This window comes from Streptomyces sp. NPDC058326 (assembly GCF_042879855.1).
Lineage (GTDB): Bacteria > Actinomycetota > Actinomycetes > Streptomycetales > Streptomycetaceae > Streptomyces.
Window position 1 is genome coordinate 1 of sequence record NZ_JBHVZO010000017.1, and the last position, 21903, is coordinate 21903.

The 21903-nt window shown below is 70.8% G+C and carries 18 protein-coding genes; 6 read left to right on the forward strand and 12 right to left on the reverse strand.

Going from position 1 to position 21903, the window contains the following annotated elements; translation table 11 throughout:
• Positions 1-326: 326 nt before the first annotated feature.
• Positions 327-2012, reverse strand: a complete 1686-nt coding sequence (locus ACFVYX_RS26855; protein ID WP_389684069.1) for a ribonuclease J — start codon at positions 2010-2012, stop codon at positions 327-329.
• A gap of 99 nt (positions 2013-2111) precedes the next feature.
• Complete coding sequence (gene dapA, locus ACFVYX_RS26860; protein ID WP_389684070.1) at positions 2112-3011, reverse strand: 4-hydroxy-tetrahydrodipicolinate synthase; 900 nt, start codon at positions 3009-3011, stop codon at positions 2112-2114.
• Positions 3012-3358: 347 nt separating this feature from the next.
• On the opposite strand from dapA, the gene ACFVYX_RS26865 reads away from it, so the two are divergent.
• Both ACFVYX_RS26865 and ACFVYX_RS26870 read left to right on the forward strand, forming a co-directional pair.
• A complete protein-coding gene (locus ACFVYX_RS26865; RefSeq protein ID WP_389684071.1) occupies positions 3359-3604 on the forward strand; it encodes a hypothetical protein in 246 nt (81 codons plus the stop codon).
• 54 nt (positions 3605-3658) lie between these two features.
• Complete coding sequence (locus tag ACFVYX_RS26870) at positions 3659-4219, forward strand: hypothetical protein (protein WP_389684072.1); 561 nt, start codon at positions 3659-3661, stop codon at positions 4217-4219.
• On the opposite strand, the gene ACFVYX_RS26875 is transcribed toward ACFVYX_RS26870, so the two are convergent.
• The 6 genes from ACFVYX_RS26875 to eccD form a co-directional block, all read right to left on the reverse strand.
• Positions 4209-4661: a hypothetical protein gene (locus tag ACFVYX_RS26875; RefSeq protein ID WP_389684074.1), complete on the reverse strand. Its 453-nt coding sequence runs from the start codon at positions 4659-4661 to the stop codon at positions 4209-4211. The genes ACFVYX_RS26870 and ACFVYX_RS26875 overlap by 11 nt on opposite strands.
• A gap of 5 nt (positions 4662-4666) precedes the next feature.
• A complete protein-coding gene (dapB, locus tag ACFVYX_RS26880; RefSeq protein WP_389684075.1) occupies positions 4667-5419 on the reverse strand; it encodes a 4-hydroxy-tetrahydrodipicolinate reductase in 753 nt (250 codons plus the stop codon).
• 28 nt (positions 5420-5447) lie between these two features.
• Positions 5448-6827: a M16 family metallopeptidase gene (locus ACFVYX_RS26885; RefSeq protein WP_389684076.1), complete on the reverse strand. Its 1380-nt coding sequence runs from the start codon at positions 6825-6827 to the stop codon at positions 5448-5450.
• Complete coding sequence (locus ACFVYX_RS26890; protein WP_389684077.1) at positions 6824-9052, reverse strand: polyribonucleotide nucleotidyltransferase; 2229 nt, start codon at positions 9050-9052, stop codon at positions 6824-6826. The genes ACFVYX_RS26885 and ACFVYX_RS26890 overlap by 4 nt, the downstream gene beginning before the upstream one ends.
• A 283-nt stretch (positions 9053-9335) precedes the next feature.
• A complete protein-coding gene (rpsO, locus tag ACFVYX_RS26895; protein WP_030206644.1) occupies positions 9336-9626 on the reverse strand; it encodes a 30S ribosomal protein S15 in 291 nt (96 codons plus the stop codon).
• Positions 9627-9838: 212 nt separating this feature from the next.
• Positions 9839-11317, reverse strand: a complete 1479-nt coding sequence (gene eccD, locus ACFVYX_RS26900) for a type VII secretion integral membrane protein EccD (protein WP_389684078.1) — start codon at positions 11315-11317, stop codon at positions 9839-9841.
• A 183-nt stretch (positions 11318-11500) separates the two neighbouring features.
• On the opposite strand from eccD, the gene eccCa reads away from it, so the two are divergent.
• Entirely contained in the window at positions 11501-15454 is a 3954-nt protein-coding gene (gene eccCa, locus ACFVYX_RS26905; RefSeq protein WP_389684079.1) for a type VII secretion protein EccCa, read from the forward strand.
• Between the two features lie 72 nt (positions 15455-15526).
• The gene (locus tag ACFVYX_RS26910) at positions 15527-15811 is read left to right on the forward strand and encodes a DUF397 domain-containing protein (protein WP_389684080.1); all 285 of its coding nucleotides are present in this window, start codon (positions 15527-15529) and stop codon (positions 15809-15811) included.
• A 66-nt stretch (positions 15812-15877) separates the two neighbouring features.
• Here the strand turns inward: ACFVYX_RS26910 and ACFVYX_RS26915 are convergent, their stop codons facing one another.
• The 4 genes from ACFVYX_RS26915 to eccB form a co-directional block, all read right to left on the reverse strand.
• A complete protein-coding gene (locus ACFVYX_RS26915; protein ID WP_389684081.1) occupies positions 15878-16165 on the reverse strand; it encodes a WXG100 family type VII secretion target in 288 nt (95 codons plus the stop codon).
• Between the two features lie 48 nt (positions 16166-16213).
• Entirely contained in the window at positions 16214-16567 is a 354-nt protein-coding gene (locus tag ACFVYX_RS26920) for a WXG100 family type VII secretion target (RefSeq protein WP_351220700.1), read from the reverse strand.
• 190 nt (positions 16568-16757) lie between these two features.
• Positions 16758-18011: a type VII secretion-associated serine protease mycosin gene (gene mycP, locus ACFVYX_RS26925; protein ID WP_389684082.1), complete on the reverse strand. Its 1254-nt coding sequence runs from the start codon at positions 18009-18011 to the stop codon at positions 16758-16760.
• A gap of 12 nt (positions 18012-18023) precedes the next feature.
• Complete coding sequence (gene eccB / locus ACFVYX_RS26930; protein WP_389684083.1) at positions 18024-19571, reverse strand: type VII secretion protein EccB; 1548 nt, start codon at positions 19569-19571, stop codon at positions 18024-18026.
• Positions 19572-19761: 190 nt separating this feature from the next.
• Here eccB and eccE point away from each other — a divergent pair, with 190 nt between their 5' ends.
• Positions 19762-21063, forward strand: a complete 1302-nt coding sequence (eccE, locus tag ACFVYX_RS26935) for a type VII secretion protein EccE (RefSeq protein WP_389684084.1) — start codon at positions 19762-19764, stop codon at positions 21061-21063.
• Complete coding sequence (locus ACFVYX_RS26940; RefSeq protein WP_389684085.1) at positions 21063-21902, forward strand: hypothetical protein; 840 nt, start codon at positions 21063-21065, stop codon at positions 21900-21902. The genes eccE and ACFVYX_RS26940 overlap by 1 nt, the downstream gene beginning before the upstream one ends.
• Position 21903: the final 1 nt, after the last annotated feature.

Here is a 21903-nt window from a genome sequence, read left to right on the forward strand (position 1 = left end):
GTTCTCAAGGAACGGACGCTTCCTTTGTACTCACCCTCTCGGGCTTTCCTCCGGGCTTCCCTTCGGTCTTGCGTTTCCGACTCTATCAGATCTTTTCGATCCGATTTCCTCGGTGCTTTCCGGTCCCTTTTGTTTTCACTCCGGGGGCCTTTCGGCGGTTCCGACTTTATCAGATGATCTGAGTCGGATTTCCCGCCTCCCGAAGAACCGTTCAGGCACACGAAGGCGCCGGTGGTTCCCGATCTGGCGGAGCCGTAAACGTACTGGAGCGGGGCGCCCCGATGCAAATCGAGGGGCCCCGCTCCAGTGGTGCGCTGGTCAGGCCGTCAGACCTCGACGACGACCGGGAGGATCATCGGCCGGCGGCGGTAGGTGTCGGAGACCCACTTGCCGACGCTGCGGCGGATCAGCTGCTGGAGCTGGTGGGGTTCCACGACGCCGTCCTGGAACGACTTGTTCAGGGCCTGGTCGATCTTCGGGAGCACCGCGTCGAAGGCGGAGTCGTCGATGCCGGAGCCCCGGGCGTGGACGTGCGGGCCGCCCACGATCTTGCCGGTCGAGGAGTCCACCACGACGAAGACCGAGATGATGCCCTCCTCGCCGAGGATGCGGCGGTCCTTGAGGGAGGTCTCGGTGACGTCGCCGACCGAGAGGCCGTCGACGTACACGTAACCCGCCTGGACCTTGCCGGTGATCCGGGCGCGGCCGTCGACCAGGTCGACGACGACGCCGTCCTCGGCGATGACGATGTGGTCCTTGGGGATACCCGTCATGGCGCCGAGCTCGGCGTTGGCGCGCAGGTGGCGCCACTCGCCGTGGACCGGCATGAGGTTCTTCGGGCGGCAGATGTTGTAGAAGTACAGCAGCTCGCCGGCCGAGGCGTGACCCGAGACGTGGACCTTCGCGTTGCCCTTGTGGACGACGTTCGCTCCCCAGCGAGTCAGGCCGTTGATCACGCGGTAGACCGCGTTCTCGTTGCCCGGGATGAGGGACGAGGCCAGGATGACCGTGTCGCCGGGGACGATGCGGATCTGGTGGTCCCGGTTGGCCATGCGGGACAGGGCCGCCATCGGCTCGCCCTGCGAGCCCGTGCAGACCAGCACGACCTCGTCGGCCGGCAGGTCGTCGAGGGTCTTCACGTCCACGACGAGGCCGGCCGGGACCCGGAGGTAGCCCAGGTCACGGGCGATGCCCATGTTGCGGACCATCGAGCGGCCGACGAAGGCGACCCGGCGGCCGTACTCGTGGGCGGCGTCGAGGATCTGCTGGATGCGGTGCACGTGGCTGGCGAAGCTGGCCACGATGATCCGGCTCTGGGCGTTCGCGAAGACCGTGCGCAGGACGTTGGAGATGTCCCTCTCCGGCGGGACGAAGCCCGGGACCTCGGCGTTCGTGGAGTCCGAGAGGAGGAGGTCGATGCCTTCCTCGCTCAGACGCGCGAACGCGTGGAGGTCGGTGAGGCGGCCGTCCAGCGGGAGCTGGTCCATCTTGAAGTCGCCGGTGGCGACGGCCATGCCCGCGGGGGTGCGGATGGCGACCGCGAGCGCGTCCGGGATGGAGTGGTTGACCGCGATGAACTCGCAGTCGAACGAACCCAGGACCTCCCGGTCCCCCTCCTTCACCTCAAGGGTGTAGGGGCGGATGCGGTGCTCCTGGAGCTTCGCCTCGATCAGGGCGAGGGTCAGCTTGGAGCCGATGAGCGGGATGTCCGGCTTCAGCCGGAGCAGGTAGGGGACGGCACCGATGTGGTCCTCGTGGCCGTGCGTGAGCACGATGCCTTCGATGTCGTCGAGACGGTCCCGGATGATGGTGAAGTCCGGCAGGATCAGGTCGACGCCGGGCTGCTCCTCTTCGGGGAAGAGGACGCCGCAGTCGACGATGAGCAGACGGCCGTCGAATTCGAAGACCGTCATGTTCCGGCCGATCTCGCCGAGCCCGCCGAGCGGGATGACGCGCAGGGCGCCCTTCGGGAGCTTCGGCGGGGCGCCGAGTTCAGGATGCGGATGACTCAAAAGACTCTCCTCACCACGCACGCCACGTACCTCTCGGCACGTGGCGGGCATGACATTCGTGCACTTGCTGTTGTCAGTGTTCAGTTGTGAAGTCCGTTGTCAGAGCTCTACCCCGCCGGCGGCCAGGTCGACCTTGAGCTGCTCGGTCTCCTGGGGGGAGAGCTCCACGAGCGGCAGCCGCAGCGGGCCGGCCGGGAGGCCCTGGAGGGCGAGGGCGGCCTTGGTGGTCATGACGCCCTGGGTGCGGAACATGCCGGTGTAGATCGGCAGGAGTCGCTGGTGGATCTCGGTGGCCTTCTGGGCCTCGCCGCCCAGGTGGGCTTCGAGGAGGGCGCGGAGTTCCGGGGTGACGACGTGGCCCACGACGGAGACGAAGCCGCAGGCGCCGACGGAGAGCAGCGGCAGGTTGAGCATGTCGTCGCCGGAGTACCAGGCGAGGCCGGAGCGGGCAATGGCCCAGCTCGCGCGGCCGAGGTCGCCCTTGGCGTCCTTGTTGGCGACGATGCGCGGGTGCTCGGCGAGCCGGACGAGCGTCTCGGTGTCGATCGGAACGCCGCTGCGGCCGGGGATGTCGTAGAGCATCACCGGGAGCTCGGTGGCGTCGGCGATGGCCGAGAAGTGCCGGTACAAGCCCTCCTGCGGGGGCTTGTTGTAGTACGGCGTCACGGCGAGGAGGCCGTGGGCGCCGTCACGCTCGGCCGCGCGGGCGAGCTCGATCGAGTGGTGGGTGTCGTTGGTGCCGATGCCGGCCACGATGTGGGCGCGGTCTCCGACCGCCTCCAGTACCGCTCGCACCAGCTCTGATTTCTCCGCGTCGCTGGTGGTGGGGGACTCACCGGTGGTGCCGTTGATGACGAGGCCGTCGTTGCCTGCGTCCACCAGGTGGGTGGCGAGTCGCTGGGCACCGTCGAGGTCGAGTGCGCCGTCCGCCGTGAGGGGCGTGACCATGGCGGTGAGGACCCGCCCGAAGGGGGTCTGCGGAGTGGAGATCGGAGCCATGGGTAACACGCTACTCGCTGCTCAGCACCGGGTGTCCCTGAGGGGGACAGGAGAAAGGAGCCCGGCGCTGCCTGCTCGGGGGTTCAGGCAGCGCCGGGTCCGTTTGATCAGCCTAGATGAACTTCGTGAAACGTCGCAATACGGACACTTCGCGTCGAGTGTTCGGACATCTGTGCCCTTTGGGGCCACAAAGCCGTCCCTGCTGGGGAGTGCCTCCATCGGCGGCATGAGTCCCGCCATCCTCCTGGAGGATGAGATTCGGCTGCTTTGATGAAAAAGGGCACCAAAACGCCGGATCCGTCGTCTCTACCCGTGAAGCATGACGACGACTGAGGAGAGTGGCTCTGATGTACCGCCGGGATGAGGCCGTACCGTTCGCGTTCGTCGCGGAGTCCGAGTCCGACCAGTTCCGCAGTAACGTCACTCCACCGCCACGGGAGCGCCTCGGCGCCTCCCAGATCGTGGGTCGTACCCTGATCGGACTGACGGTCGTCGCCGGCCTCGTCGGATCGCTGATCTTCGGTATGCCGTCCCTGCAGTCCGGGGACTCGGCCGCTCGTCAGCAGCAGTCCGAGGCCTCCGACAACCGCTGAGGTAGCCTCACCGGGCACTGCCCCTTCGAGCGTGCCTGTGAGTGAGGACCTGTCGTGCCCCTGCCCTTCATGACGGCCGACCGTGCTTTTGACACGACCGACCACATCGCCCTCCCGTTCGACGACCACGACCAGTGGCGCCGTCCGTACCGGCCGGGGTCCTGGCGGGTCGGGGCGGCGGCGCTCGCGCTGCTGCTCGCCTCTTTCGTGCTCCTCGCCGCGGTCATCATCACCGCGGCCGGAGGCTTCGACGGAGGGGCCGCCACCCTCGGCATCGCCGTGCTCGTCATCCTGGCCGCCCTCCGGATGCTCCGCGTGGGTACCTGGGTGAGCCGGGCCGGGGTGCGCCGCGCGGCCTTCTTCTCGACCGTCACCGTGCCGTGGACGAAGGTGACCGCCGTACGGACCGTGCAGCAGCCGGTGCGCTGGCTGGGGCTCCCCCGTACCGTCCAGGGGCAGGCCCTGGTGCTCGGCCGGCAGGGTGGTGAGCAGCTGGTGCTGCTCACCGACCACAACGCCGACTTCCTCTCCCGTGTCGAGGCCTTCGACCGGGCGGCCGACACGGTCGAGGCGTGGAACGCCGAGTACGGCGTCGCCCCGGCCGTCAGGCGCTGACCGGACGCCCCTCGTGGAGGGCGATGGCCCGCTGCATCGCCTTGCGGGCCCTGGGGGTGTCGCGGGCGTCGCGATAGGCGACCGCGAGCCGGAACCAGCAGCGCCAGTCGTCCGGTGAGTCCTCCGTCTCGGCCTTGCGCCGGGCGAAGACCTCATCGGCGGAGTCCCGGTCGATCCGGCCGCCCTCCGTGCGCTTCAGTTCGTCGACGGGCAGGCCGCCCTCCGCCTCCAGTTCGGTGGCGAGGCGGCCCGCCTGCCGCGCGAAGCGCGTGTTCTTCCAGAGGAACCAGCCGCCGACCCCGGGCAGCAGGAACGCGACCGCGCCCATGCCCATGGCGGCGGGCTCGCCCGTGAGGAGCAGCAGGACGCCCTCCATAGCCACCACTCCGAAGACGAGCACGAGCACAGTGGCCAGGAAGACGTACGTGATCTTTCCGCCCATGGCCGTCAGCCCAGGTCCAGGAAGTGCTCCAGGCCGAAGGTGAGGCCCGGAGTGGCGGTCACGCGGCGGGCGCCCAGGAGGATGCCCGGCATGAAGCTGGAGTGGTGCAGGGAGTCGTGGCGGACGGTGAGGGTCTCGCCCTCCCCTCCGAGCAGCACCTCCTGATGGGCGAGGAGGCCCCGGAGCCGTACCGCGTGGACGGGGACGCCGTCGACGTCGGCGCCGCGCGCCCCGTCCAGGGCGGTGGCGGTGGCGTCCGGCTGGGCGCCGAGACCGGCCTCCGCGCGGGCCGCGGCGATCAGCTGGGCCGTCCGGGTGGCGGTGCCGGAGGGCGCGTCCACCTTGTTCGGGTGATGCAGCTCGACGACCTCGACCGACTCGAAGTACGGCGCCGCGAGCTGGGCGAACCTCATGGTGAGGACCGCGCCGATGGAGAAGTTCGGGGCGATGAGGACGCCGGTCTCCGGGGAGGCGGCGAGCCAGGAGTTCAGCCGCGCGAGGCGCTCCTCGGTCCAGCCGGTGGTGCCGACGACCGCGTGGACGCCGTGGCGCACGCAGAAGTCGAGGTTCTCCATGACCGACGCGGGGGTGGTCAGTTCGACGACGACCTGGGCACCCGCCTCGGTGAGCGTCTCCAGTTTGTCCCCGCGGCCGAGGGCCGCGACCAGTTCCATGTCCTCGGCGGCCTCGACGGCCCTCACGGCCTCGGAGCCGATACGGCCCTGTGCTCCGAGGACCGCCACGCGCAGCTTGCTCATTGCTCTGAAATTCCTTAGGGGCTCGGGGTCAGGAGACCGCTTGGTGGAGGCGGTCCGCCTGCTTGTCCTTCAGCGGGCCGATCACCGAGAGCGAGGGCCGCTGCTCCAGTACATCGCGGGCGACTTCCCGGACCTCGTCCGGGGTGACGGCCGCGATCCGGTCCAGCATGTCGTCGACCGACATCTGGGTGCCCCAGCACAGCTCGCTCTTGCCGATGCGGTTCATCAGCGCGCCGGTGTCCTCGAGGCCGAGCACGGTCGAACCGGACAGCTGGCCGACGGCGCGGGCGATCTCGTCGTCCGTGAGGCCGTCGGACGCCACCTTGTCGAGCTCGTCCCGGCAGATCTTGAGGACGTCGTGGACCTGACTCGGCCGGCATCCCGCGTACACGCCGAAGAGGCCGCAGTCGGCGAAGCCCGAGGTGTACGAGTACACGCTGTAGGCCAGGCCGCGCTTCTCGCGGACCTCCTGGAAGAGGCGGGAGGACATGCCGCCGCCGAGGGCGGTGTTCAGCACGCCGAGGGCCCAGCGGCGCTCGTCGGTGCGGGCCAGGCCCGGCATGCCGAGGACGACATGGGCCTGCTCGGTCTTGCGATTGAGCAGCTCGACGCGGCCCGCCGTGCGCAGGGTGCGCCGGCCTTCGCGGGGGGCGACGGGGACGGCGTCGGTACGGCTGAGGGCGCCGGCCTTCTCGAAGGCGCGGCGGACCTGGCGTACCACTGTCGCGTGGTCGACGTTGCCCGCGGCGGCGACGACCAGGTGCGTCGGGTCGTAGTGCTTCTTGTAGAAGCGGGCGATCTGGCCGCGGCTGAGCCCGTTGACGGTGTCGACGGTGCCGAGGACCGGGCGGCCGAGCGGGGTGTCGCCGAACATCGTCCGGGCGAACAGCTCGTGCACGACGTCACCGGGGTCGTCCTCGGTCATCGCGATCTCTTCGAGGATGACACCGCGCTCGGCGTCCACGTCCTCTTCGAGGATGAGCGAGCCCGTGAGCATGTCGCAGACGACGTCGATCGCCAGCGGCAGGTCGGTGTCGAGGACCCGGGCGTAGTAGCAGGTGTACTCCTTCGCCGTGAAGGCGTTCATCTCGCCGCCGACCGCGTCGATCGCGGCGGAGATGTCGAGGGCGGACCGCTTGTGGGTGCCCTTGAAGAGGAGGTGCTCCAGGTAGTGGGTGGCGCCGCCCAGCGCCGGGGTCTCGTCGCGGGAGCCGACGTGCGCCCAGATGCCGAAGGTGGCGGAGCGCACGGAGGGGAGCGTCTCGGTGACGATCCGGAGGCCGCCGGGGAGGGTCGTGCGCCGGACCGTGCCGATGCCGTCCTTGCCCGGGAGAAGCGTTTGGGTACGGGCGACGGCCCGCCCCTCCGAAGAGGGGCGGGCCGTCGTCACGGGACTACGGGACGTCACTGGTCGGTGTCGCCCTTGTCGTCGGCGGCGCCGGCAGCGTTCTCGTCGTCTGCCATGACCGGAACGAGCGAGAGCTTGCCGCGCTGGTCGATCTCGGCGATCTCGACCTGGACCTTGGCGCCGATCGCCAGCACGTCCTCGACGTTCTCCACGCGCTTGCCACCGGCGAGCTTGCGGATCTGCGAGATGTGCAGCAGACCGTCCTTGCCGGGCATCAGGGAGACGAAGGCACCGAAGGTGGTGGTCTTGACGACCGTACCCAGGTAGCGCTCGCCGACCTCCGGCATGGTCGGGTTGGCGATGCCGTTGATCGTGGCGCGGGCGGCCTCGGCCTGCGAGCCGACCTGGGCACCGATGTAGATGGTGCCGTCGTCCTCGATCGTGATCTCGGCGCCGGTGTCCTCCTGGATCTGGTTGATCATCTTGCCCTTGGGGCCGATGACCTCACCGATCTTGTCCACGGGGATCTTGACGGTGATGATCCGCGGGGCGTTCGGGGACATCTCGTCCGGCGTGTCGATCGCTTCCATCATCACGTCGAGGATGTGGAGGCGGGCGTCGCGGGCCTGCTTGAGGGCCGCGGCCAGGACGGACGCCGGGATGCCGTCCAGCTTGGTGTCGAGCTGGAGGGCGGTGACGAACTCCTTCGTACCGGCGACCTTGAAGTCCATGTCGCCGAACGCGTCCTCCGCACCGAGGATGTCGGTGAGGGCGACGTAGTGCGTCTTGCCGTCGATCTCCTCGGAGATCAGGCCCATGGCGATGCCGGCGACGGGGGCCTTCAGCGGCACACCGGCGTTCAGCAGCGACATGGTGGAGGCGCAGACCGAGCCCATCGACGTCGAGCCGTTGGAGCCGAGGGCCTCGGACACCTGACGGATCGCGTAGGGGAACTCCTCGCGGGTCGGGAGGACCGGCACGAGGGCGCGCTCGGCGAGGGCGCCGTGGCCGATCTCGCGGCGCTTGGGCGAGCCCACGCGGCCGGTCTCGCCGACGGAGTACGGCGGGAAGTTGTAGTTGTGCATGTAGCGCTTGCGGGTCACCGGGGAGAGGGTGTCCAGCTGCTGCTCCATGCGGAGCATGTTGAGGGTGGTGACGCCCAGGATCTGGGTCTCGCCACGCTCGAACAGCGCCGAGCCGTGCACGCGCGGGATGGCCTCGACCTCGGCGGCGAGCGTACGGATGTCCGTCAGCCCGCGGCCGTCGATGCGGACCTTGTCCTTGATGATCCGCTCGCGGACCAGCTTCTTGGTCAGCGCGCGGTAGGCGCCCGAGATCTCCTTCTCGCGGCCTTCGAAGGCCGGGAGGAGCTTCTCGGCGGCGAGCTCCTTGATGCGGTCGAGCTCGGTCTCGCGCTCCTGCTTGCCGGCGATGGTGAGCGCCTTGGCGAGGTCACCCTTGACGGCGGCGGTGAGCGCCTCCAGGACGTCGTCCTGGTAGTCGAGGAAGACCGGGAACTCGCCGGTGGGCTTGGCGGCCTTGGCGGCGAGGTCCGACTGGGCCTTGCAGAGGACCTTGATGAAGGGCTTCGCGGCCTCGAGACCGGCGGCGACGAGCTCCTCGGTCGGCGCCTCGGCGCCGCCCTTGACGAGCTCGATCGTCTTCTCGGTGGCCTCGGCCTCGACCATCATGATCGCGACGTCGCCGTCCTCGAGGACGCGACCGGCGACGACCATGTCGAAGACGGCGTCCTCGAGCTCGGTGTGCGTCGGGAACGCGACCCACTGGCCCTTGATCAGGGCGACACGGGTGGCACCGATGGGGCCGGAGAAGGGCAGGCCCGCCAGGATCGTGGAAGCGGAGGCGGCGTTGATCGCGACCACGTCGTACAGGTGGTCGGGGTTGAGCGCCATGATCGTCTCGACGATCTGGATCTCGTTGCGCAGGCCCTTCTTGAAGGAGGGGCGCAGCGGCCGGTCGATCAGACGGCAGGTGAGGACGGCGTCCTCGGAGGGGCGGCCCTCCCGGCGGAAGAAGGAGCCGGGGATCTTGCCGGCCGCGTACTGCCGCTCCTCGACGTCCACCGTGAGGGGGAAGAAGTCGAGCTGGTCCTTGGGGCGCTTCGAGGCGGTGGTCGCCGAGAGGACCATCGTGTCGTCGTCCAGGTAGGCGACGGCGGAGCCGGCGGCCTGCTTGGCGAGGCGGCCGGTCTCGAAGCGGATGGTGCGGGTACCGAAGGTGCCGTTGTCGATGACGGCCTCGGCGTAGTGGGTCTCGTTCTCCACTATGGGTTTCTCCTACGTGTTCGTCTTTGCGTCCCGGGCCCGTGTGGCGGGGGACGGTGTGCGACGGGGGCGGAGAAGCTCGCTTCAGGGCTGGCCGGTCTTCGATCGAAGCACCCGGGGATTCGTTTCCGGGGGCCACTACCGAGGACCGGCGGCGAGCCGGCGGCTCCTCGCTCGTCGTTATGGGGTTGTGCGACCAGCCTAAGTGCCGATGCGCACTTTGCGCACGTACAGCAAAGGGAGCGGCCCCCTGAAAGTGGGAACCGCTCCCTTCACGGCGTCTTTACTTGGCGCCGCCGGCCGCACCGCGGCGGATGCCGAGGCGGTCGACCAGCGTACGGAAGCGCTGGATGTCCTTCTTGGCCAGGTACTGCAGCAGGCGGCGGCGCTGGCCGACCAGGATCAGCAGACCACGGCGGGAGTGGTGGTCGTGCTTGTGCTGCTTGAGGTGCTCGGTCAGGTCCGAGATACGACGGGAGAGCATGGCGACCTGGACCTCGGGGGAGCCGGTGTCGCCCTCCTTGGTGCCGAACTCGGTCATGATCTGCTTCTTGACAGCGGCGTCGAGTGCCACGCTGATCTCCTCTTGGGTGTTCGTGCGCCCGCGAGTGCCCCTGGTCTAGGTCTCAGGGGAAGCTTCCGTTACTCGGCGGGCGAAGGTCCGATGGGCGCAGCTCCCAGAGGCTTCCGACCGTGTCGGGGCATTCCGGGAGCGCGTACACAAACGGCCGTCACACAGCGTACCAGCTCGCCGGAGCGCCCCCGGTGTGCCTTTGCGAGAGGGACCTACTTGCTGGTCAGCGAGCGGACCGCGGTGAAGACGTCGAGGACGGCGAGGCAGAGCGGGACGAGGGAGAGCAGGACGAAGACCTCGGCCAGGTCGAGGAGACGGCCCCAGAACGGGGAGAGGCCCTTCCTCGGGATGATCAGGCCGATCGCGGTGATCAGCGCGGCGCCCGCGGCGACGGCCGCGGTGAGCCAGATCGTACGGATGTCGAGGCCGCCGCGGTCCCCGTACATCAGGAGGTCCTTGACCAGGTCGGCCGGCGGGTTGAGGGAGAGGCCGAGGACGAGCAGCGCGATGGCGGCGATGCCGGCGACGAGGACGCAGGCGACCTGCGAGGTGTAGCGGAAGAGGCGGGCGCGCAGCAGCATCGCCAGGCCGGCGGCGAGGGCGAGGAGCTGGCCCCAGACGTTTCCGGCGAAGCCGAGGACCGCGGCGGAGCCGACGACGACGGCCGCGCAGCCGCCGACCAGGCCGAGGAGCATCTCGTGGCCGCGGCGGGCCTGGAGCGCGATGCGCTCGCCGTCGACGGGCTGCGCGTCCTCGCCGGCCGGCTGCTGCGGGTCGCCGAGGAACTCGTCGTCGGCGGCGCTGCGCGGGGCCGCGTAGCCAATGGGGAGCCGGGCGAAGCGGGCGGAGAGGCCGGGCAGGAAGGCGACGAGGCCGATGGCGACGGGCGCGCAGACGGCTGCCGTCTCGGTGGCGGTGGCCTCCGTGAGGATCGCCAGGAAGGTGGCGAGGGTGCCGACGCCCGCGAGGAAGGTGGCGGCCACGAAGGGCGCGTCGCCGCTGGGGGTGAGCGCGACGAGGGCCACCGAGGCGACGAGGACGGTGACGCAGCCGAGCAGGAACTGCAGGCGGCCGGGGCCCTCGCCCGGGTCGGGGCCGACGATGCCGGAGCCCGCGATGAGCAGCAGCGGCAGCGCGCCGAGGCCGAGGGCGACGGCGGTCGCCCGGTCGCCGTACACGCGGGCGCGTACTCCGGCGAAGGCGGTGAGGAGGAAGCCGGCGGCGCCCGCGATGATCCCGGGCAGGCTGTGCATGTCGTGGCGGACCGGGTCGGCGAACCAGAGGACGAAGCCCATGAGGACGAGCAGCAGCACGCCGCCGAGGAGTCCGGCGCCGCGCAGCAGCTCGTCGCTCCACAGGTGCCGGTCGCGGGTGACGGCGGAGGCGACGGCGTCGGACACGTCGTCGTAGACGGCCGGCGGCAGGGACTGGGCGAACGGGCGCAGGGAGAGCACCTCGCCGTCGAGGACCTGCTGGGCGGCGAGGGTGCGGGCGCCGTCGAGGACGGATCCGTCCCGGCGGACCAGGTGATAGCCCGTGGGGGTGCCGGCGGCCTGGGTCTGCCCGGTGAGCCGCAGGATCTCCGGGTAGACGTCGGCGACGGCGATGTCCTCGGGGAGCGCGACGTCGATGCGGCTGTCCGGCGCCACGACGGTGACGCGGCAGAAGCCGGTCGCTGCGGTCGTACTCACGTGTGTGGACCCCCTGATTCGCGGTTGCGCACGATGCGCGGGCCACCCTACCGGGGGCGCCCCCCACGGGCTGCAAGTAGGATCGCCGTCCCATGGGGGAAGTCCGTGCGCCCGGCTGCCGACAGGGGTGCCGGGCGGATGCTCCCGCCACGAACCCGCCTCCAACGAGGGATTGATGCGCCGGTGAGCCAGATCGTCGTCAAACGCCCGCCGAGGTCGCTTCCGCCGGAAGTGCCCGGTGAGGAACTGGTCCTGGAGTCTCCGCCGGAACTGCCGCGGGGGCAACAGGAGTCGGCGTTGATGCAGCTCCTGCCGATGCTCGGCATGGGTTCCTCGGTGGTGTTCTTCTTCATGACGCCGTCTCCGATCATGCGGATCATGGGCACCCTGATGCTGGCGTCGACGATCGCGATGGCCGTCGCCCAGTTCGTCAGATTCCGTCGCGGTACGCAGGGGCAAATGGCCGATGTCCGCCGCGACTACCTCAAATACCTCGCGCAGACCCGTCGTACGGTCCGGCGCACGGCCCGCAAGCAGCGCGACGCGCAGCTGTATCTGCACCCCTCCCCCGAGCAGTTGTGGTCGGTGGTGGCCGAGGGCTCGCGGGTGTGGGAGCGCCGGGTCGGCGACCATGACTTCGGGCAGGCGCGGATCGGGCTCGGGGCGCAGCAGCTGGCGACGCCGCTGGTGGCGCCGGACACCGCTCCGGTGGACGAGCTGGAGCCGCTGTGCGCGGGGGCGATGCAGCAGTTCCTCGCGGTGCACGGCACCTTGGACGGGCTGCCGATGGCGGTCTCGATGCGCGCCTTCTACCACGTGACGGTGTCGGGCGAGGCGGAGTCCGCGCAGGCGGCGGCGCGCGCCCTGGTGGCGCAGCTGGTGACCCTGCACTCCCCCGAGGACCTGGTGATCGCGGTCGTCGCGGCGCGGGCCTCGCAGGAACGGTGGGACTGGGCGAAGTGGCTGCCGCACACCCAGGTGCCCGGGCAGGTCGACGGGGCCGGTACGAAGCGGCTGTTCGGCGACGACCTCGGCGAGCTGGAGAACCTGATCCGCTCCAAGCTGGACGGGCGGCCCCGGTTCTCCCGGGACAACCAGCCGGTGCTCGACCAGCCGCACGTGGTGGTCGTCCTGGACGGCGGGATGGTGCCGCCCGACTCGCTGCTCGCGGCGGCGGAGGGTCTTCAGGGCGTGACGATCGTGGAGGTCGTCTCGGGCGAGCTCGACGAGCCGCGCGGTGGTCTCTCGGTGGTGGTACGGCCGGGCCGGCTGTCCCTGGAGTTCGGCGGCGGTTTCGCGTACGAGGGGCTGCCGGACGGCATCTCGCTGCCGGCGGCGGAGGCCCTGGCGCGGCAGCTGGCGCCGCTGCGGATGGGCGGCGGGGACGACGACGAGCCGCTGCTCGCCAATCTGGACTTCACGGATCTGCTGAACCTGGGCGACGCGGCCTCGGTGGACGTGGCGCGGACCTGGCGGCCGCGGTCGGTGGCCGAGCGGCTCCGGGTGCCGATCGGTGTCGGCGAGGACGGCCAGCCGGTCATGCTGGACCTGAAGGAGGCCGCGCAGGAGGGCATGGGTCCGCACGGTCTGTGCGTGGGCGCGACGGGTTCCGGAAAGTCGGAGCTGCTGCGGACGCTGGTGCTCGGCCTCGCGGTGACGCACTCCTCGGAGACGCTGAACTTCGTCCTCGCGGACTTCAAGGGCGGCGCGACCTTCGCGGGCATGTCGCAGATGCCGCACGTGGCGGCGGTCATCACCAACCTCTCGGACGACCTGACCCTGGTCGACCGCATGGGTGACGCGATCCGCGGTGAGCTCCAGCGGCGCCAGGAACTGCTGCGGTCGGCGGGCAACTACGCCAACATCCACGACTACGAGAAGGCGCGGGCCGCCGGCGCCCCGCTGGAACCGCTGGCCTCGCTGGTCCTCGTGATCGACGAGTTCTCCGAACTCCTCACCGCCAAGCCGGACTTCATCGACATGTTCATCCAGATCGGCCGCATCGGCCGCTCCCTCGGTGTGCATCTGCTGCTGGCCTCGCAGCGTCTGGAGGAGGGCAAGCTGCGCGGTCTCGACACGTATCTGTCGTACCGGATCGGTCTGCGGACGTTCTCCGCGGCGGAGTCGCGGACGGCGATCGGCGTGCCGGACGCGTACCACCTGCCGTCGGTGCCGGGTTCGGGCTATCTGAAGTTCGGTACGGACGAGATGACCCGCTTCAAGGCGGCGTACGTGTCGGGGACGTACCGGACGGGCGGGCCGCGCCTGGAGATCGGTCAGATGCCGGTGGAGCGGCGTCCCGCGCTGTTCACGGCGGCGCCGGTGCCGGTGGTGTACGCGGCGCCGGACCCGGCGTACCTCACGGCCCAGCGCGCCGAGGAGGACGAGGCGCTCGCGGACACCGTGCTCGACGTGATCGTGCGGCGTCTCGAGGGCCAGGGGGTGCCCGCGCACCAGGTGTGGCTGCCGCCGCTCGACCAGGCGCCGTCGCTCGACCAGCTGCTTCCGGGGCTCGCGCAGACGGCGGACCGGGGGTTCACGGCGACGGAGTACACGCGTCAGGGCGGGCTCACGGTGCCGCTCGGCCTCATCGACAAGCCGTTCGAGCAGCGGCGCGAGGTGCTGTACCGGGACTTCTCCGGCGCGGCGGGTCACATGATGGTCGTCGGCGGTCCCCAGTCCGGGAAGTCGACGATCCTGCGGACGCTGATCTCGTCCTTCGCGCTCACCCACACCCCGGCCGAGGTGCAGTTCTACTGCCTGGACTTCGGTGGCGGCGGCATGGTCTCGCTCGCCGATCTGCCGCACGTCGGCGGGGTGGCGTCCCGGCTCGACCCGGAGCGGGTGCGGCGGACGGTCGCCGAGGTGATGGGCGTGCTCAACCGGCGGGAGGAGTTCTTCCGTTCGCACTCCATCGACTCGATGACGACCTACCGGCGCAAGCGCGCCGCGGGCGAACTGCCGGGCGAGGCCTGGGGTGACGTCTTCCTCGTCGTGGACGGCTGGGGCAGCTTCCGCAACGACTACGACATGCTGGAGGCGATCGTCTCCGACATCGCGGCGCGCGGTCTGGGCTACGGCATCCACGTGGTGATCACCGCCTCCCGTTACATGGAGGTGCGGGCGGCGCTCAAGGACCAGATGCTGGGCCGGCTCGAGCTGCGGCTCGGTGACGTCATGGACTCCGAGTTCGACCGGAAGGTCGCGGCGAACGTGCCGGCCGGCGTGCCGGGGCGTGGTCAGGTGCCGGAGAAGCTGCACTTCATGGGGGCGCTGCCGCGGATCGACGGGTCGAGCTCCTCCGCCGACCTGTCGGAGGGCACCTCCGCGTTCGTCCAGGCGGTACGGGCGAGCTGGACCGGCGCGCCGGCCCCGGCGGTGCGGCTGCTGCCGCGCAAGCTGCCGGCGGAGCGGCTGCCGAAGGGCTTCGAGTACCCGCAGCACGGCATCGCGATCGGTATCGACGAGACGAACCTGGAGCCGGTGTTCGTCGACTTCGAGACGGACCCGTTCTTCCTGGTCTTCGGCGAGAGCGAGTCCGGCAAGACGGCGCTGCTCCGGCTCATCGCGAAGCAGCTGTGCGAGCGGTACACGCCGGAGCAGGCGCGGATCGTGGTGGGCGACTACCGGCGGACGATGCTGGAGGCGGTGGCGCCCTCGCACCTCCTGGAGTACGCGCCGATGGCCTCGGCCATGCAGATGCACATGGACGCCATCAACACGGTGATGACGAAGCGGGCGCCGAAGCCCGACATCACACCGCAGCAGCTGCGGGACCGCAGCTGGTGGTCGGGTCCGCAACTGTTCGTCCTCATCGACGACTTCGAGCTGGTGGCCACCAACTCGGGGAACCCGCTGGCGGTCCTCGTGGAGAACCTGCCGTTCGCGCGGGACGTCGGCATCCGGTTCATCGTGGCGCGCAGCCAGGCGGGTGCCTCACGGGCGATGTACGAGCCGTTCATGCAGCGGATCCGGGAGCTGGGCGCGCAGGGCGTGATCCTCTCCGGCGACCCGCAGGAGGGCGACATCCTCGGCAGCGTCCGGGCGCGGCCCATGCCGCAGGGCCGGGGCACGTTCGTGTCGCGGAAGCGGGGCACGCCGCTGGTGCAGCTGGGCTGGCTGCCGGAACAGCACTGATTTCCGGCTGAATCGCCGCGGTCCCTCCCACTACTGTGGGAGGGACCGTACGACCGCGAAGGGAACGCGCCGATGACCGACGCCCACCAGACCAGCACCGAGAGCGCGGACGCCGCCCTGGCCGCCGAGAAGCAGCGCCAGAAGGACGAGCTGTACGCGCTGGACATCTCCGGCGTCGAGTGGGAGGGCGCTCCGGGGACGAGCCCGGACGAGGAGCGGGTGGAGATCGCGCGGCTCCCCGAGGGGGCGGTGGCGATGCGTTCGTCCCTCGACAAGGAGACGGTGCTGCGTTACACGAAGGCCGAGTGGGACGCGTTCGTCCTCGGCGCCCGGGACGGCGAGTTCGACCTGCGGTAGCGGGCGGTACGCGTGAGGGGGTGGCCCGTCGGGACGGGCCACCCCCTCACGTACGTCCGCGGGATGTCACATGCGGAAGCGGGCCGCGTTGCCCCGGTCGGTGTCCTGGTAGCCGGCGACCGACTCGTCGAGGAGCGTGGCGATGCGCGCCAGGTCCTGGTTCATGCCGGCCATGTCGCGGGTCAGGCGGTCCTGGGTCTCGCGGTAGGCGATCTTGGCCTCACCCTCCCAGTTGCTGGCGACGCGGTTGACCTCGGCCATGAGGTCGTCCAGCTTCTGGGTGAGGGTGGTGGAGGTCAGGCGGGTGTCGGCCGCCGCCTGCGTCACGGTGTCGTAATTGACCGCAGTGGTCATGGTGTTGACTCCTGGAGTGAGAGTGGCGCGGAGGACTGGTCGAGTGGCTCAGACGCCGAGGATGGCGCTCTGGTTGCCGCCGCCGGCACCGGCGCCGCCGCTGGCGTCCATCGTGCGGAAGGACCGCAGACGGTCCTCCTCCTCGCGCGAGAACCCGTCGGCGCTCATGCGCATCATCTCTTCGAGCTTCGAGAGCTCCTGGCGCATGCTGCGCAGGCGCTGGTTCAGGTCGTTCTGGACCCGGTCGTACTCCTTGCTCGCAGCGCCCTGCCAGCCCGCCTGGACGCGGTCCACCACGCCGTTGAGGTTGGTGATGCGGGACTGGAGCTCGTCGGAGAAGTCCTGGATCCGGCCGGCGAGCTTGACTTGTTCGGCACTGGTTACGTTCAGGTCTTTCGACATCTTGCCCCTTCTTCCTTCGGTGGCGTCGACGGCTGGGCCGTCGGGCCATCCGGTTGTGATGCGGACGGGAATCTTCTGATGCCGCCCCCGTGCTGGGCTCGCACTGCCGTGCGCCCAGCGGTCACTTTAGCCATTGACGGCGGCAGTTCCAACTGCAAAGGACGGTCCGGATACTTGACCAGGCGGCGGGTCAACGGACCTCCCTTCTACGGCGGCTGTCGCGGATCACGACGGCGGTTCCGGCGACCACGGCCACCAGGACGACACCGATCCCCAACGCGTAGGTGGCGAGCCGCTCCGAGCGCTCCTGGGGCGTCTCCGACAGCGCCAGACGGGCCGGCTCGGGGGCCGGCGGCTTGGGCGGGGCCGGGTCGGCCGTGGGCGAGGACGGCGGCGTCCCCGGGGTGTCGGCGAGCGCAGCAACCGGGTCGACCACACCCCAGCCGACGTAGTTGTCACGCCCGTTGATCGAGCGGACGGCGGTCTGCTCGATCCGGGCGACGATCTGGGCCGCCGTCCACTCCGGGTGCTCGGCGCGGAGCAGCGCGGCGACGCCGGCGACGTACGGGGCGGAGAAGCTGGTGCCGTTGTCGACGCACTGGCCGCCGCCGGGGACGGTGGAGACGATGTCGACGCCGGGGGCGGCGACGCCCACGAAGGTGCCGGCCTGGGAGAACGCGGCGCGCTCGTTGTTCCGGTCGGACGAGGCGACGGCGAGGACGCCGGGGAAGGCGGCCGGGTACGTCATCTTGAGCTTGCCGTCCATGCCGTCGTTGCCCGCGGAGGCGACGACGACGACGTTCTTCCGGAGCGCGGCCGCCACGGACCTGGCCATGGGTGAGTCGGCGTCGAGGGCCTGGGTGGTGTCCTGCGAGATGTTGATGACGTGGGCGCCCTTGGCGACGGCGTGGTTGATCGCCAGCGCCATCGTGTCGGACTTGCCGCTGTTCTTCTCGTCGTTCTGCCGGATCGGGATGATCGTCGCCTCGGGGGCGAGACCGACGAAGCCCGTGCCGGCGCGGGGGCGGGCGGCGATGATGCCGGCGACCTTGGTGCCGTGGCCGACGTCGTCGACGGTGCCGTCGGTCTTGCCCCGCTTCTCGTCACCGAAGCCGGGGTTCTTCTTGTCGGGCTTGAGGTAGTCCTTGCCGGCCTTGGCGTCGACGGCGGTCCGCAGCTGCGGGTTGACGTCGTCGACGCCCGTGTCGATGACGGCGACCCGGACGCCCTTGCCCTTGGTGTCCTGCCACAGCTCGTCGAGGAGGACCCGCTGGAGCGGCCAGGGGATGCCCTCGATCTGCTTCTTCATCGGGAAGGTGCACTCGCCGCTGCCGTTGAGGACGGGCCCTGTCTGGCGCGGCGCGGCGGCGGCCGCCGGCGTCGCGAGGAGGGCGGTCAGGGTGCCCGCGGCGAGCAGCGCGGCCGCGCGGTACGTCGTCGTCACCGGTGCCACCCCCTAGGAACCCTGCGGCTGACGCGCGCTGTTGGTGTCGAGCCGCGGGCCCTTCGACAGGAACTCCGACCATGCGATCGGGACGAGAGCCGGCACGACCTTCTCGTAGCCGAGACGCTTCTGCGCCTCGCTGGGTTCCGGGCGCCCGTCGGTCTGCTGCTCCTTGTCGCCCGCACCGATCTCGGAGCGGGCGGAGTCGCTGTCGCCGTTGGCCTGGACGGCGTAGCGCAGGCCGGTGTCGGTGACGAGGAAGAGCGAGCCGTCGGGCGTCTTCTGCTTGCCCTGGATCTGGGTGTAGAGCAGGCCGGTGCCGGGGGTGACGTAGGTGCTGGTGCCGCCCGCGGTGATGTCGGCGGGGTACTTGGTGCCGGCCCAGGTGGCGAGGGTCGTCCCGCCCTTCTCGTCGACGTGGGTGAGGACGCTGCACACGGTGTCGCGGGCGCCCGCGCCGGTGGCGTCGTTGACCTGGGTGGACTTCAGGCTCGGCCAGCGGACCCCGTCGTGGAAGACGGTGGGGTCGGGGACGAACGAGGAGGCGTCGACGGTGGTGGCCTGGCCGTCCATGTCGAGGACGCCGGTCTGCCGGGAGTTGATGATCAGCCAGGCGGTGAACGAGGTGACCGGCTGGACCTTCCCGGCGAGGACGACGTAGTGCTGGGGTCCGGAGCCGGTCTGGGCGAGCAGGACCATGCCGATCCGGCTCTCGGTGTCGTTCAGGGTGCTGCCGGGGATGTCGGCCGGCTTGCCGACCTCGCCGTCGAGGCGCGGGAAGTCGACCTCGTCGCCGGTGTTCAGGGTGGCGAGCCAGTCGTCGGTGACCGCCTGCGGCTCCTTGCCGAGGCCGACGAGGGCGGTGAGCAGTCCGGGGGAGTCGGCCTTGACCGGGTACTTGGTGCCCGTGTGGTCGACGAGGAACTGGGCGGAGCCCTTCTGTCCCTTGACGTACAGGATCTGCCCGGCCTTGAGCCGGTTGCCGTTCTCGGTGCGCTTCAGGTCCCGCTCGGCGAAGAGGAAGGTCGCCTTCTGGACGCTGGCGCCCGTACCGCCGCCGGGCTGCTCGCACACGGCCCAGCGCTTGGCCTTGCCCGCGTCGTCGGCGGTGGGCAGCCGGTCGGGGGCGTACGGGATGCCGAGGATCGGGCCGCGCGGCGGCTTGCCCTCGTCGAGCTTCTTGTCGGCGACCTGGACGACCTGGAACTCGTCGGGGTTGAGCAGGAGCCGCGCGGAGGCGAGGTTGAGGACGGGGTGGAGCAGGGTCTTCTTGTCCTTGCCCTTGCCGGTCTCCAGGACCACGTACCGGGTCGTCGACTGCTTGCCGACGATCACCCGGGTGCCGGGGGTGTCCCAGCCCTTGGGGGCCTGGGGGCTGAACATGCCCCAGGCGCCGAAGCCGGCGACGACGAGCGCGGCGACGATCAGACCGGGGACGATCGCGCGCAGCGGCTTCGGTGCCCCCTCCTCCGTGCCCGAGGGCGAGGGTTGGAGGAATGCCGCCACCGTGCGCTTCTTCGCAAAGGTGTACGCGTTGAGCTCGTCCCGCCGCGATGCCATGAGTCCCCATTCTCGTCAGGCGCGATCTTCGCGCGGGAGCCGGGGGAGGTGGCACCCGGGCCCCGGCCGTCGGACCGGCCCCCTACTATGCCTGCTGTCCCGTGGTGTTCGTGGGGCGGGTAGGGTGATCCGGCCGCCAAAGCCCTGGCAGGCCAGGGTGATCGGGACGAATTGAGGGGGATTCTCCATCATGGCTTCCGCGACGCGGACGCGGCCCGCCGCGGCCAGTACCTCCGAACCCCCGTCCCCGGGACCCGCCTCCTCGGTCTCGCCGAGACTTCAGGCGCGTCCGGGACACTTCGGTTCGTTCCAGTTGCAACAGCTCGTACTGATCGAGGTGGCGGCGGCCCTGCTGGTCGTCGCCTGGGTCGTCGAGCCGGTGCTCCTCGTCCCCGCGGGCGTGGTCGCCGTCGTGCTCGTCCTGCTGGCCGTCGTACGCCGCCACCGGCGCTCGCTGCCCGAGTGGCTCGGCACGTTCCTCGCACTTCGGGCCCGCAGCCGCCGGGCGGCCTCGTTCACGGTGCCGGAGGGCACCGAGCCGGGGTTCGCGCCGGTCGTGGAGTGCGACCCGGCGCTGCGGACCTACGCGTACAGCGACCGCGACCGGCGCCCGGTGGGCATGGTCGGCGACGGTACCTTCCTGACCGCCGTGCTGCGGGTGGAGTCGGACGGCACCGCCCTGCGTCCGGACCGCGCGGCGCGGCCGCTGCCCGTCGGGCTCGTCCGGGACGTGCTGAGCGTGGACGGCATCCGGCTGGAGTCGGCGCAGATCGTGCAGCACACCCAGCCGGCGCCCGCGCCGCACCTGCCCGCGCAGTCCATGGCCGCGCGCAACTACGGGCCGCTCCAGGCGCAGACGGGATCGCCCGCCGTACGGATCACCTGGATCGCGCTCAAGCTCGACCCCGAGCTGTGCCCGGAGGCGGTCGCCGCACGCGGCGGCGGCGTGACGGGGGCGCAGAAGTGCGTGGTGCGGGCGGCGGACCAGCTGGCGAGCCGGCTCGCGGGCGCCGGGTTCCGGGCGAGCGTGCTGACGGAGCAGGAGCTCACGTCCGCGCTCGCCACCTCGACCTGCGCCAGCCCGATGGCGATAGCGCAGGCGGGCCGTGGGCAGGCGCAGGGGCGGCGGACGCAGGAGACCGCGCGGACCTGGCGGGTGGACGACCGGCGGCACACGACGTACTGGGTGGGGCGCTGGCCCCAGCTGGGCGGCCAGGGCGGCGCGGGGGCCTCAATGCCGCAGCTGGTGGCCCTGCTGACCTCGCTGCCCGCGCTCGCGACGACGTTCAGCCTGACGCTGAGCGGCGGGGACCGGCAGGAGGTGACGGTGGCCGGACATGTGCGGATCACCGGGCGCAGCGACGAGGAACTGGTGGCCGCGCGCCACGAACTGGAACGGGCGGCACGCGGGGTGAGGACGGGACTGGTGCGACTGGACCGGGAACAGGTGCCCGGCATCCTCGCGACGCTTCCGCTGGGAGGTGCGCGCTGATGTCGACGGCCTCCTTCGGCGCACCGGGCCGCTCCGGCGGTCCGGGCGGCTCCCACAGGTCCGCCTCCCGGGGTTCCGGGGGTACGGGTTCCCGCGGTGCGCGCGGTACGGACGCTCGCGGTACGGGTCGGGGCACGCGGCCCCGGTTCGGCTTCGGGCTCGTCGGGCCGCGCCGCGACAAGCACTCCGTCGCCCTCGACCAGCTCGACGCGCTGGCCCTGCCGGTCGGCGACGACGGCATGGTGATCGGCGTCGACGCCGAGAGCCGCCCCGCCGTGCTCGGCATCAACCGGCCCGTCCCGTACGACGTCACTCTCATCGGCGGCCTGTGGACCGCGCAGGTCCTCGCGCTGCGGGCGGCCGCGACGGGCGCCCGGGTGGCCGTCGAGACCGGCCGCGCGCAGGCCTGGACGGCGCTGGCGCAGGCGGCGGGAGGCGGCCAGCCGTGCATCTCGCTGCACGACGTGGGGCGGGTGCCGCCGCAGGGCGCGTCCGCCGGCAGCCCGGTGGTCGTGGTCCGCGACTGCGGCATGCGGCCGCCGCGCGGCCGGGTCGTGTCCGCGCCCTGGCAGTCCGTGGTGACCCTGCTGCCGTATCTGAGCCCGGTCGCGCCCCGGCTCCTTGAGAAGTCCTCGCTCGTCGGTGTGCAGCGGGTGTCCCCGGACGAGGCCGCACAGATCGGCCGCATCATGAGCCTGCCGCGTCACGAGTACGAGGCGCTGTCCACGCTCGCGGACGGGGTGACCCTCTGGTGCACGCCGAGCGACCGCCAGTTCGTGATGACCCAGGCGACCGACGCCGAGACCGGATTGTTGGGCGGCGCGCGCCGAATGGACTGAA

Coding starts and splice junctions, on each gene's coding strand:
- ACFVYX_RS26865 (WP_389684071.1), top strand. CDS start 3,359: ATGTACCGCCGGGATGAGGCCGTACCGTTCGCGTTCGTCGCGGAGTCC.
- ACFVYX_RS26940 (WP_389684085.1), top strand. CDS start 21,063: ATGTCGACGGCCTCCTTCGGCGCACCGGGCCGCTCCGGCGGTCCGGGC.
- eccB (WP_389684083.1), bottom strand. CDS start 19,571: ATGGCATCGCGGCGGGACGAGCTCAACGCGTACACCTTTGCGAAGAAG.
- eccE (WP_389684084.1), top strand. CDS start 19,762: ATGGCTTCCGCGACGCGGACGCGGCCCGCCGCGGCCAGTACCTCCGAA.
- ACFVYX_RS26920 (WP_351220700.1), bottom strand. CDS start 16,567: ATGTCGAAAGACCTGAACGTAACCAGTGCCGAACAAGTCAAGCTCGCC.
- ACFVYX_RS26875 (WP_389684074.1), bottom strand. CDS start 4,661: ATGGGCGGAAAGATCACGTACGTCTTCCTGGCCACTGTGCTCGTGCTC.
- ACFVYX_RS26915 (WP_389684081.1), bottom strand. CDS start 16,165: ATGACCACTGCGGTCAATTACGACACCGTGACGCAGGCGGCGGCCGAC.
- ACFVYX_RS26910 (WP_389684080.1), top strand. CDS start 15,527: ATGACCGACGCCCACCAGACCAGCACCGAGAGCGCGGACGCCGCCCTG.
- dapB (WP_389684075.1), bottom strand. CDS start 5,419: ATGAGCAAGCTGCGCGTGGCGGTCCTCGGAGCACAGGGCCGTATCGGC.
- dapA (WP_389684070.1), bottom strand. CDS start 3,011: ATGGCTCCGATCTCCACTCCGCAGACCCCCTTCGGGCGGGTCCTCACC.